Source organism: Pseudolactococcus hodotermopsidis (genome assembly GCF_011170085.1).
Classification (GTDB): domain Bacteria; phylum Bacillota; class Bacilli; order Lactobacillales; family Streptococcaceae; genus Pseudolactococcus; species Pseudolactococcus hodotermopsidis.
Map to the genome: position 1 here is coordinate 1 of NZ_BLLI01000067.1, position 11,556 is coordinate 11,556.

An 11,556-nucleotide genomic window follows, 5' to 3' on the forward strand; every position below is an offset into this window, starting at 1 on the left:
AAAATCAAAACCTTTAAGTGTATGGCTCAGAAATATCGTAATCGAAGAAAGAGGCACTTACTTCGGGCGTCCTTAATTTGTGGTATTATCAATTTCGAAATTTAATTTCGGGAGAAGTCTAATAAAAGCAAGAAGAAAACTGATAAGATTGAAATTAAGTGGTCAGCTATGAATGGTCTGGGAGAAAGTTTTCCAACTGTTTATGTTAATGGAAAAGTTGATAATGAGAAAACAAAAGACCTTCGTTGGGCGATTACCAAAGTAGGTTGGGCGAATTTAAAAGAATTAGCACCAGAACTTATAATGGCGTTAATCGGTGTTGATGATGTCAAAACTTTATTGGATGCAGATGCTTCATTTTCTGAACAATCATTGAGTTTTCTTTCGCTACTCTTAACTTATTTTCCAGCGAAAAAAGCAGTCAGCCTTTATAAAGCCATGGAAGCAGTTAGACTGCTCGAAAAAGGTGGAGATTTAGCGCTTGATTTAGCAAAAATCAGTAAGACATTTGGACTTACTGGGAAAGAAGCTAAAGTACTTAGTGAGATGTGGGATGCGGAAAGACTTTCAGGTAAGTTGGATGATATTCCGATAGGCTCGAATGCGGCTAATCATTTGAAGAATGTGGAGAAAATTAGTAGAGAGGGATTTAGTGGTGGACACAATTCTAAGGCTTTCTTTGAAAGTTTAGATGAAGTTGGCGGAAGAATTGCATCAGAAAAAACGAATCCAATATATCCAGGAATTAAAGAGATATTCTATGAAGTTCCTAAAAAAGGAATTGATGGGAAACCCTTAGTCCCTCCAGAATATAGATTGATTAAGCAACCCAAAACAGTTTATGACCCTAATATTATCAGTGATAAGCAAATATATGAGTGGGGACAAGAGGCAATGAAGAATGGGGTTATAGATGGACGTGAAATTACTGGAATAGCAAATAATGGTTTAAAATTTAAAGGATTCATTGAAGATGGAAAAATAACTAATTTTTTTCCAATGTTAAATTAAGGAGAATGAAATGGCATTGATAGTTACTAATCAAGAAGAAAGACGTATTTTATTAAGAACTTATGCAAGTAATATAGACAAAAGAAGTTTGAAAATGTTTTCAAAAAAAATAGGCTATGGGAATGATTTTATTGGAATATATTCTAAAGAGGATATGGAAGAAGACCCCTATGAATTTCAAAATGAATTATCAGAGATTAAAAGTAATCAGATACTTCTTTGGGCTAAATATCCCGCAGCACCAGTAGAAGAAAATTTATATCTCAATTTTGATGAATTTTATGCTTATTTGGTAGAAGTCGTTAATGAAAGAATTGCCGAAACACCTAGCGATAAAGCTGAATATGAACACCTTTTATCAGAAGTGAAAACAGCTTTAGGTTTGTAAAATAAAGTCAAGTAACTATATAATTATTTGTCAGATTGCCTGACCTTTATGAACAATCACTATGTTATTTTAGATTTACAAATATTGTTAGTAAAACATCGTGAAGCAATTAAAAAAGGAAGTCGTATAATACATCAAGAAATCGAAAGTTATTACCGTCAAAAAGGTTGCTATAAATATTGGACAACTATATTATAATTGTCCATACATGTTTGACAGTCAAACATATTTGTCAAAAATAAGTATCATTCGAAAGTGATAATGTCCTAAGTAGGTCGAAATACAAAATGTCCCAAATGTTAAACTAATACTTATGAAAAGGATATTACTCACTGTGAATGAATTGAAAAAATATCGTGTTATCAAGTTAGTACACGATGGTAAGAAAAAGAAACAACGTGCTAGTGTCGAGCTTGGTCTGTCTCTTAGACAAGTCAATCGCCTCCTCAAAGCTTATCAAGAAAAAGGCAAACAAGCCTTTGTACACGGCAATAGAGGCATGAGACCTGCCCACGCCATCTCCTTTGAAATCAAGGAAAAAATTATCAAACACTATAAAGCCTATCAAGACCTAACTCCAAACATCAAACATTTCACTGAAATACTAGCAGAAATTGAGGACATTCATTACTCTGACACAACCATACGGGCAATCATATATAGCGATGGCTTACTCTCTCCAAAGTCCCAAAGGAAAACGAGAAGAAGAATCAAGGCGCTACGAAAGAAAAAAGAAAGTCAGACACAAGAAACTGCACTACTTCACAAAGCAGAAGAAAGATTAGAAGTAGTCGAAAAAGCACATCCAAGCAGGCCGAGAAAGAAATACAGTGGGGAATTAATACAAATGGACGCTAGCTCTTATCAATGGTTTGGTGGACAAATCACACATCTACATGTCGCAATTGATGATGCCTCTGGAAACATCGTAGGCGCTTATTTCGATACACAAGAGACACTCAAAGGATATTATCATGTCTTACATCAAATCTTAACTAAACATGGCATCCCTGTCGCTTTCTTGACTGATAAGAGAACGGTTTTCGAGTATCATAAAAAAGCGAGGAAAAAAATGGAAGACGATACTTTAACACAGTTTGGCTTTGCTTGTCATCAGTTAGGGATTGACGTCAAAACTTCGTCCATACCTCAAGCTAAAGGACGAGTAGAACGTTTAAATGGGACTTTACAGTCAAGATTACCGATTGACCTACAAAGAGCTGGAATTACAACAATTGAAGACGCTAATGACTTTCTAAACAAATGGGTCAGACAGTTCAACCAAAAGTTTGGCAATAAAACAAAAGAGACCGTTTTTGAACAGGCCCCTTCAGCTTCTACGATTAATTTACTGCTAGCTCGCGTGGCGAAACGTGTCGTTGACAGTGGTCACCACATCCGTTATAACAATCACTTCTACTTACCAATTAAAGGAGACAAGGAAATGTACTTTACTAAAAAATCTAAGGCACTTGTTATAGAAGCCTTTGACGGTAATATTTATATCAATATCGAGGACAAGATTTATAGCTCAAGAAAGTTACTAACACATGAAATTTACTCAGAAGAATTTGATCAACCCAAAGAAGGCAAAAAAGAAAAACGCAAGTATATTCCCCAACAGTCACACCCGTGGAAACTTGCATCTTTCGAAAAGTATCTCAGAAGAATCGGTAAGACGCTTCTGGAATATCAAGCTGAAAATTCAGCATAAATCATAACTCAATCATATCAAAAATGGAATCTAAAAGCAAATTTTGCTTTAGCAAAACGTAACTCATGTTTAGACTTTTTTTGGGACATTTTCACTTTCGCTTGACAGTCAAACATATTTGTCAAAAATAAGAAAATTTGATAAAATGAAAGCAGTAACGATTTGAAAGGTAATCCTAAAATGGCAAATTATACAGCAGAAGAAGTAGAAAAAATCAAAGACCACATTCTCTCAGCGCTTGAGGGTGTGATTGATCCAGAGTTAGGCGTGGATATTATCAATCTTGGCTTGATTTATGCGATTGAGTTTGACGATACAGGTCGCACGGAGATTCAGATGACCTTGACGACAATGGGCTGTCCGCTTGCTGATTTGTTGACGGATCAGATTCATGATGTTTTGAAAGAAGTGCCTGAGGTCACAGAAGTTGAGGTCAAGCTTGTTTGGTATCCTGCGTGGAGTGTGGATAAGATGAGTCGTTATGCGCGAATTGCTTTGGGGATTCGTTGAGTTGCTTGAACTTGCCAATTTTAGGTGTTTGACATCTCAAAAATTAGTCCCACATAAGTAAATAAAAGCCAAAATTTCAGTCTCACGACTGATTTTTTTGTGCCTAAAAATGTTAAAATGGAGTTATGACTAAATTTAAGTTTTTTATAATTATCGAGATTATATTACTCTTTTTACTGAGTTTTTCTTTGCTTAAAAATCCCTTTTTCCTCTTTGTCTTGGTAATCGGGCTATTTTTGGCATATTTGTCAATGCAGATTAAGGCAGAAGTCGCGCAAAAAGTCTTGCGACAAATTGCAGCGGGCTTTGGTATTATTGCGCTTATCATGTTTGTTGCAAACGGTTATACATGGCTTGTACTATTGTTTCCAGTTATTGTGGCAATTATTTTTTGGCGCACGACTGGTACGACCTATACATCAGTAAATACTCAAAATCATACGACCGATAATTTTGAACGTCGGGCGATTTTTGACAATCAATCGGATAATAGCGTGTCGCGTATGTCAGGTAATGACGTGATTGACCTTGCTTTCACTGAATTTAAGTCGACGGGCAATGATTTATCAATCAAAAAAGCATCAGGTAATACGAAAATTATCGTGCCAGATGATGTTGCCGTCATTTTGGATGTGACTGCTGTTTCGGGCGTGGTCAAGATTTTTGACGATATTACGCGTGTCAATGCTGAACATGTTCGTTATATGAGTGATGATTTTGGCGCATCCGATAAACGCATTCGGATCATGGTGAAAGTACTTCAAGGCAATGTCGAAGTTATCAAAGGTTAGGATAGGTGTATGAAAAAAAACATTCTCACGACTTTTGTGACTTGGTTTGCCATTATTTTGGGCGGTATTGTTGGTCTTTTACGTTTGCTCAAAGTCAATCTTTTTGATTTTAGAACAGCTTGGCTGATTCTCCTTGTGACAGCAGTTCTGACACTCGTTTTGACAGGGCTTTTCTTCCTCCAAAATAACGACTATACTGCTTGTTTAAAGCAAGATATTGAAAAAATTCTAAACAATGAACCCCCAGAACATAAGCAATTACAGGTCTTATCAAATCGTGTTAAGCAAATGTCAACGGAGTTGCAAGCCCTTTCTGTCACGCAAAACTCAAAAAGAGCTGAGATTATTGAGTCTGAACGAATTAGAATTTCACGTGAACTTCATGATTCAGTCAGTCAAGAATTGTTTGCGGCAACAATGATTTTGTCATCAGTTGTTGATAATCCTAATTTAACGCCGAGTCAAATTCAAAGTCAGACAACTTTGACCTTGAAAATTTTGCACGAAGCACAAGATGAAATGCGTGCGCTTTTATTACATCTTCGACCATCAGAATTGGCTGATAAGACGTTGACTGAAGGGCTAAACGCCCTCATAGATGAACTCCAAGCTAAAATTTCTGCGAAAATATCAGCTGACGTTGCTGAAATCAAAGCCGATAAAAATATTGAAAATAACATTTTTCGTATGACCCAAGAATTGCTCTCAAATACGTTACGTCATGCCAAGGCGAAAAATATCTATATTAATTTTTTTGAGACGGTGGGAACGCTCGTTTTGGTGGTCAAGGACGATGGCTGTGGGTTTGATTCGACAATTGAAAAGACAGCGAGTCAAGGGTTGAAAAATATCCGTGAACGGACACTGTCGCTAGGTGGCAATGTTGAGTTGACCTCAGCGCAAGGTGCGGGTACAACAGTGAAAATCGTAATCCCAAAAGTTAGGAAAAGAGATGAATAAAATAACGATTATGTTAGTTGATGACCATCAAATGGTCAGATTAGGACTTTCAAGCTATCTCAACATGCAAGAAGATTTGACCGTCCTTGTTGAAGCAGTCAATGGTGCGGATGGTGTTAGAAAAGCCAAACGACATCAACCAGATGTGATTTTGATGGATTTGGTTATGGATGAAATGGATGGTATCGAGGCGTCAAAAATGATTTTGGCTGAAAATCCTGCTGCGAAAATCTTAATTTTAACGAGCTTTTTGGACGATGAGAAAATATTTCCAGCGCTTGAAGCGGGTGTTAAGGGATATATTTTGAAAACGTCACAAGCGACTGAAATTGCTGAGGCTGTTCGGAAAATTGCGGTGGGTCAAGATGTGATTTCTGATAGTGTTCGTGCTAAAATCTATGCTAAAAATCATGCTAAACCTGAGTTACACGATGATTTGACCGCGCGTGAACGTGAAGTTTTAAAGGAAATTGCTAAAGGTTTGTCCAACCAAGAAATTGCTGACGCGCTCTTTATTTCGCTCAAAACAGTCAAGACGCATGTTTCTAATATCTTAGCTAAATTGCAAGTTGAGGATCGCACGCAAGCAGCCATATACGCAATCAAGCACAAAATCGCCTGAAATGATATAATTAAGTATGGAAAATTTAATTGAAAAAGCAAGTAAAATCAAAGTCATCTTTTTTGATATAGATGACACTTTGCGCGTGAAAGATACAGGTATTATGCCGAAATCGGTCAATCGCGTTTTTGAAGCGTTGCGTGAAAAGGGGATTTTAACTGGCATTGCTACGGGGCGTAATTTTTTTGGTGTGATACCTGAAATTCGTGCGCTTAAACCTGATTTCTTTGTCACGGCGAACGGTTCTCATGTTGAGGATAAGGCAGGTAATTTTATCTACGATCAACCATTGCCTCAGGCTGTTGTGACGGATTTAGTTGAGTGGCTACGTTCGACAGATGAAGCATATGTCTTTTACGGTGCTAATGAAGTGATTGCCTCAAATGATGACGCGATAACAAGAAATGCGCTTGACAGCATTTATGGGAAAATGCCAGTAGATAAGGACTATTTTCTGAAAGCGCCTGTTTATCAGCTGCTGTCGGTTTCTGAACATGATGAGCGTTTAGTTTTACCTGACAATCTGACGGATAAAGTGCGTATGGTGCGTTGGCATAAAAACTCGTCTGATATTGTGCCAATGACAGGAAGCAAGGCGATTGGCGTCTCGCATGTTCTTGACAAGCTCGGTTTGACGGCTGAAAATCTGATGACTTTTGGCGATGAGCTAAATGACATTGAGCTTTTTGACTATGCAGGACTTGCGGTTGCTATGAAAGTTTCTCATCCGACAATTTTGGAAAAAGCAGATTATGTGACAGATAGCGTTGAAAATGACGGTATCGAAAAAGCATTGAAAATTCTTGGGATTTTATAATATAAAAAGAAATAGGAAATAAAAAAATGACAACTTACCCACAAATTGATTTAGACAACTACAAAGGAACACTTGCAACAATTCATACCAATCTTGGCGATTTGACTGTCAAATTATTTGATACAGAGGCGCCAAAAACAGTTGAAAATTTCATTGAACTGGCAAAAGAGGGCTATTATGATGGCGTGATTTTTCACCGTGTGATTCGTGATTTCATGGTTCAGGGCGGCGATCCAACTGGTACTGGTATGGGTGGTACTTCCATTTATGGCGAAAAATTTGAAGATGAATTTTCGGACAATGTGTTCAATATTCGGGGTGCTTTGTCAATGGCAAATGCTGGTCCAAATACTAATGGCAGTCAATTTTTCATTGTTCAAAATGAAAATCTGTCTTATCCGAAAGAAGCCTTGGTAAAAGGTGGCTGGCCTGAAGAAATTGCTGAGATTTATACAGCTGGTGGCACACCGCATTTGGATGGTCGTCATACGGTTTTTGGACAATTAGCAACTGCTGAAAGTTTTGAAACGCTTGACCGCATTGCCAAAGAACCGACAGGTTTTCAGGATCGGCCGACTAATGATGTTGAAATTCTTAGCATCGACTTTGATAATGTCGAGACAAAGTTAAGTGCGCCAATGGTAAAAACAAGCACTCGCAAAGGGATTAGTACTAAAAAAACGTCTAATTTAAAGAAGAAAAAAGTAAGATGATAGCTGAAAAAATGATAAAAATCGGCAATCGTGTCGATGTTGAAATCACAGGGTTGCAAAAATATGGTGCTTTTGTCAGATTTGGTAAAAATCGTGGTTTGATTCACATTTCGGAGATAAAATCTGGCTATATTGCGGATATTCATGAAATAGTTGCGGTTGGGCAGAAAGTCAAGGCGCAGATTATTGATATTGACGAGTTTGACGGTAAGGTTTCGCTGAGTTTGAGAACGCTTGAAGCGCATCCACAAACGCATCATATTCAGCGTAAATTTCATTTTAATAATTCAGCAAATAAAATAGGTTTTCAACCTTTCAAAGATAATCTGGCAGATTGGACTGAGGAGCAGCTGGCTTATTTGAAGCAAGTCAAGGAAAATCAAGGTGCTTGATTGTGTTTTAATGCGTCGTCTAGTAGACAAAGAATGAGAAAAACAATGTATGAATGAAAAAGTTTTAAAAATTGTCCATAGGCTTTTTAATGTTGTGTCAATTTTAGGGATTATTGGCTGTTTGATTGGTGGTTATTATTTGTATCGTATTGGTGCTTTGCATGATCAGAAAGCGCTTTCCGAGTTGATTTTAGCACATTATTTTTTAGGGCCTTTTATTTTTATTGGTGTGCAGATTGTTCAGGTCGTTATTCCGATTATTCCAGGTGGTCTGTCAACGGCGGCTGGTGTTATGATTTTTGGTCCTTATAAAGGGTTTCTTTATAACTATATCGGGATTGTCATCGGGTCAATTATTCTTTTTCATCTGGGGCGTGTTTACGGCGTGGCTTTGGCTAAGACCTTTATCAAGGAGAAACATTACAATAAATATATGACTTGGGTCAATAAAGGACAAGGAAAATATAATCTGATTTTCTTTATTGCAATTCTTTTGCCAGTTGCGCCAGATGATGCGCTTGTCCTGATTTCTAGCCAAACTAAGATGAGCTTTCGATTCTTTCTTTTCACAATTTTTATTGGTAAGCCTTTGCCAATTTACCTGTATTCTTATCTGTTGATTCATGGTGGTGGTTTCTTGGCAGATTTGCTGACGTAAAAAAGCATGCGTTAATTTAATGACGTATGCTTTTTTTTATTATAAATGACAAACAGAAAAATCGCCGAAATAAAGCAAAGGATACCAATTTTAAAGCCTTGTGGGATAAAATTCAGCTCAATCTGATGTGTCCCAATACTGCTAAGTGGTACTTTCATAAAACCAGTTTGCGCTTGCTTGATTGGTACAATTTTACCATCAACTTTGGCTGTCCAACCTTTATCATAAGGAATGCTCAAAAACAAATCACCTGTCGTTTTTGTCTTAACTGCCGCCCTCAAACCGTTTTTTATTTGCTTGACTGTGACAGGAGTTTCTTTGAGTTTGTTAATAACTGAGCTGTAAATCTTTGTGTTTAAGCTCCAAAATTCCGTTGTATCAAAATTGATAAACTTATTTTGGGGAAAATCTAGCGTGATTTCAACTTTACTTGCCGTCTCAAAGTAGCCGAGATTTATCAGCGAACCAGTATCGTAGGTATTGATATATAGGCTTTGTGTTTGCGCATTTTCAATGTTATTAATAGTTACCTTGATATACTCAGCATCTGTATTTTCATAAGTCACATCGGCAAACTTGAGATAGGCTTGACCATTTGCGGGTGCTGTCACGGTATAGCTGAGTGTCATCTCGTCCTTTCCCTTTTGTGTCAGCGTAATTCTGTCATTGCCACCTGTAATTTTGGCGTTCGTCTTTTCACTATCGGTATAAAATTGTGAAAAGAAGGTTGACGATGTGCCAGCAAGCTGGTTGACAAAGGCGGTTTGATTGGCAACTATTTTTTTGTCCTTTAGTTTGACATCGAAATAGCCATTTTCTACAAAAATTGCGGGTGCTAGTGCGTAGGAATTTTCGCTCAGATGTGGTGTGCCAGTAGCGCTAAAGCCATATTTATCGGCTTCGCGTGTGTTGAGATTGTAGCGTATCCCGAAAATCGAATCCATGAGAACAGTATTTAGAGGATAACGCAAATTGAGATTGGTACCATCCGAACGAAAACCCAGTAGATTTAGAGTTGATGATGATTTGCGATTGCGAACAGATGAAAATTGTGATAATGAATGATAGCCAAATTTCATGCCGTCATTGGCAGTATCTGGATGCGTTTCGTCCATGCGATAGAAAGTTTTGTCAGTCATAGCTACTTTAGCAGCGGGCAGAATTTTTTTGGTATTTTCATCGTAAGAATTGCGTGAGGAATAGTGCCACTCGTCAGAAATACCATTGAGCTGATAGGACGTGTTAATACCGATTTCTACGAGCATGAAAATCATCATGAAAATCGGTACTTGTTTGGTTGTTAGCCAGTTTTTACGGTTGGCAATGAGGATAATCAAATAAGCAATGCCAAATAAAATGGTAAGGGAGATGTTGAGGGAAGTGATGTAGTTGTAATGTTTACTGAGAACGGTTGCAGTAAAGCCTGTTATCATCAAAAGTGAGAGGAAAATAAGCCAACGTAGTCGAATCTCAGACAGTCTTGTCAGGGTCTCGGCTGCCATTATCACGATTAAAATGCTGAAAACAAAACTGTAACGGTGTAGAAACATGTTCGGTGTGTGCATGCCTTGCCAAAAAAGGTCAAGTGGGCGCAAGTAAAATGACGTGATGATAAAGGCGATGAGAGACAAAAAGGCAAATTTGGTGCGTAATCGAATCGTTTTGGTGGCAAAAAAGAGAACTGCCAATAAAAAGGTCAAGAGACCAATATAAATCGTTGGTACTGCGCCGTACTGTGTCGTATCGTAACTAGAAATGAAGTTTTTGGCAAAAATATCAAAATACCAAGCATTTTCAGTATAACGCGCATTTACTTTGCTAAAAGCTTCGCCGTTGGCTTTCAAGTCCAGATACATGGGTAAAATCATGATGAGACTGGCGATACCAGACAAAATAGAGGTAATCGCAAAGTCAATCAGCTTACTAAGTGACCAACCGTTAAAAGTTAGTCTAGCAAAAAAGTAACCTGTTAGGAAAATTGCTAGCATGAAACCAAAATAATAATTTTGAATGAAAAGCAAGGTTAGACTGACAAAGTAAAGCGTGCGTTTTTGTTTGTCCATGAGACTGTGCAAGCCCCAGATAATCAGGGGAATCCAGATGAAAACGTCAAGCCACATGATGATTTCTGACTGATTAACGATAAAACTCATGAGTGTATAAGCGCTTGATAAACTTAGGATGAGCCAATTTGATAGGGAAAGATACATGTTTTTAAAAGCGCTAAAACTTGATAGACCAATCAAACCGAATTTGAGTAAAGTCAGAAGATATAGGCAGTCAGGCATGTTTGATGCGTCGAAAAAATAGGTTAGTGGCATTAGAAAACTACCAAGATAATAAGAGGAGAAACTAAGGAAATTTAGCCCTAATCCACTTGTAAACGTGTAAAAAAAGCCAGAATCATTGTGTAAAATATGAGAAAAAAGCGAATGAAATGCGACATATTGATGATAAGCATCGCCAGCAAGGACGGTTGTGTCACTACCCCAATAAATATCAAGAAAGGCAAAATTAATCGCCATTATCAAAAGTGGGATGAGAAAACTAAGCGCTAGAAAAATTTTATTTTTTTTGATAAATGCAGACATATCTTTATTGTATCAAAATTTCACGAGATAAACGACTTTTGGCGTAGATAAAAATTGAGTTGACTTCTGTCAAGCGAAATTGAAAATGTCCCAAAAAAAGTCTAAACATGAGTTACGTTTTTCTAAAGCAAAATTTGCTTTTAGATTCCATTTTTGATATTATTTAGTTATGATTTAGGCTGAATTTTCAGCTTGATATTCCAGAAGCGTCTTACCGATTCTTCTGAGATACTTTTCGAAAGATGCAAGTTTCCACGGGTGTGACTGTTGGGGAATATACTTGCGTTTTTCTTTTTTGCCTTCTTTGGGTTGATCAAATTCTTCTGAGTAAATTTCATGTGTTAGTAACATTCTTGAGCTATAAATTTTGTCCTCGATATTGATATAAA

The 11,556-nt window shown here is 37.3% G+C and carries 11 protein-coding genes and 2 pseudogenes; 11 read left to right on the forward strand and 2 right to left on the reverse strand.

All coding sequences use genetic code 11. The features are described 5' to 3' along the window. The first annotated feature begins 168 nt into the window (after nt 1-168). From Hs30E_RS09200 to Hs30E_RS09250, 11 genes and pseudogenes are all read left to right on the forward strand, one after another. Nucleotides 169-1,011, forward strand: coding sequence for a CdiA family toxin C-terminal domain-containing protein (locus Hs30E_RS09200; protein WP_172209666.1), 843 nt, complete (start codon nt 169-171; stop codon nt 1,009-1,011). Between the two features lie 10 nt (nt 1,012-1,021). Then, the gene (gene cdiI / locus Hs30E_RS09205; RefSeq protein WP_172209667.1) at nt 1,022-1,399 is read left to right on the forward strand and encodes a ribonuclease toxin immunity protein CdiI; all 378 of its coding nucleotides are present in this window, start codon (nt 1,022-1,024) and stop codon (nt 1,397-1,399) included. A gap of 334 nt (nt 1,400-1,733) precedes the next feature. Next, nucleotides 1,734-3,113 carry an ISNCY family transposase gene (locus tag Hs30E_RS09210; protein WP_172209678.1) on the forward strand — a complete coding sequence of 460 codons (1,380 nt, stop codon included), beginning with the start codon at nt 1,734-1,736 and terminating at the stop codon, nt 3,111-3,113. 180 nt (nt 3,114-3,293) lie between these two features. Further along, nucleotides 3,294-3,623, forward strand: a complete 330-nt coding sequence (locus Hs30E_RS09215) for a metal-sulfur cluster assembly factor (RefSeq protein WP_172209668.1) — start codon at nt 3,294-3,296, stop codon at nt 3,621-3,623. A 125-nt stretch (nt 3,624-3,748) separates the two neighbouring features. Beyond that, the gene (liaF, locus tag Hs30E_RS09220; RefSeq protein ID WP_172209669.1) at nt 3,749-4,414 is read left to right on the forward strand and encodes a cell wall-active antibiotics response protein LiaF; all 666 of its coding nucleotides are present in this window, start codon (nt 3,749-3,751) and stop codon (nt 4,412-4,414) included. Between the two features lie 9 nt (nt 4,415-4,423). Beyond that, nucleotides 4,424-5,374, forward strand: coding sequence for a sensor histidine kinase (locus Hs30E_RS09225; protein WP_172209670.1), 951 nt, complete (start codon nt 4,424-4,426; stop codon nt 5,372-5,374). Next, nucleotides 5,367-5,996, forward strand: coding sequence for a response regulator (locus Hs30E_RS09230; RefSeq protein WP_172209671.1), 630 nt, complete (start codon nt 5,367-5,369; stop codon nt 5,994-5,996). The genes Hs30E_RS09225 and Hs30E_RS09230 overlap by 8 nt, the downstream gene beginning before the upstream one ends. Before the next feature lie 16 nt (nt 5,997-6,012). After that, nucleotides 6,013-6,813, forward strand: a complete 801-nt coding sequence (locus Hs30E_RS11600) for a Cof-type HAD-IIB family hydrolase (RefSeq protein ID WP_172209672.1) — start codon at nt 6,013-6,015, stop codon at nt 6,811-6,813. Between the two features lie 26 nt (nt 6,814-6,839). Then, nucleotides 6,840-7,418: pseudogene (locus Hs30E_RS11605) on the forward strand (peptidylprolyl isomerase); the annotation flags it as partial. A 104-nt stretch (nt 7,419-7,522) separates the two neighbouring features. Continuing rightward, on the forward strand, nt 7,523-7,918 hold the full coding sequence (locus Hs30E_RS09245; RefSeq protein WP_172209674.1) for a CvfD/Ygs/GSP13 family RNA-binding post-transcriptional regulator: 396 nt from the start codon (nt 7,523-7,525) through the stop codon (nt 7,916-7,918). Between the two features lie 49 nt (nt 7,919-7,967). Beyond that, entirely contained in the window at nt 7,968-8,576 is a 609-nt protein-coding gene (locus Hs30E_RS09250) for a TVP38/TMEM64 family protein (protein ID WP_172209675.1), read from the forward strand. Between the two features lie 11 nt (nt 8,577-8,587). On the opposite strand, the gene Hs30E_RS09255 is transcribed toward Hs30E_RS09250, so the two are convergent. After that, nucleotides 8,588-11,167: a YfhO family protein gene (locus Hs30E_RS09255; protein WP_172209676.1), complete on the reverse strand. Its 2,580-nt coding sequence runs from the start codon at nt 11,165-11,167 to the stop codon at nt 8,588-8,590. 174 nt (nt 11,168-11,341) lie between these two features. Next, nucleotides 11,342-11,556: pseudogene (locus Hs30E_RS09260) on the reverse strand (ISNCY family transposase); the annotation flags it as partial.

Bases quoted from the DNA above. Each gene is read 5' to 3' on its own strand.
- Hs30E_RS09200 (WP_172209666.1), top strand. From the start codon at position 169: ATGAATGGTCTGGGAGAAAGTTTTCCAACTGTTTATGTTAATGGAAAA.
- cdiI (WP_172209667.1), top strand. From the start codon at position 1,022: ATGGCATTGATAGTTACTAATCAAGAAGAAAGACGTATTTTATTAAGA.
- Hs30E_RS09215 (WP_172209668.1), top strand. From the start codon at position 3,294: ATGGCAAATTATACAGCAGAAGAAGTAGAAAAAATCAAAGACCACATT.
- liaF (WP_172209669.1), top strand. From the start codon at position 3,749: ATGACTAAATTTAAGTTTTTTATAATTATCGAGATTATATTACTCTTT.
- Hs30E_RS09225 (WP_172209670.1), top strand. From the start codon at position 4,424: ATGAAAAAAAACATTCTCACGACTTTTGTGACTTGGTTTGCCATTATT.
- Hs30E_RS09230 (WP_172209671.1), top strand. From the start codon at position 5,367: ATGAATAAAATAACGATTATGTTAGTTGATGACCATCAAATGGTCAGA.
- Hs30E_RS11600 (WP_172209672.1), top strand. From the start codon at position 6,013: ATGGAAAATTTAATTGAAAAAGCAAGTAAAATCAAAGTCATCTTTTTT.
- Hs30E_RS09245 (WP_172209674.1), top strand. From the start codon at position 7,523: ATGATAGCTGAAAAAATGATAAAAATCGGCAATCGTGTCGATGTTGAA.
- Hs30E_RS09250 (WP_172209675.1), top strand. From the start codon at position 7,968: ATGAATGAAAAAGTTTTAAAAATTGTCCATAGGCTTTTTAATGTTGTG.
- Hs30E_RS09255 (WP_172209676.1), bottom strand. From the start codon at position 11,167: ATGTCTGCATTTATCAAAAAAAATAAAATTTTTCTAGCGCTTAGTTTT.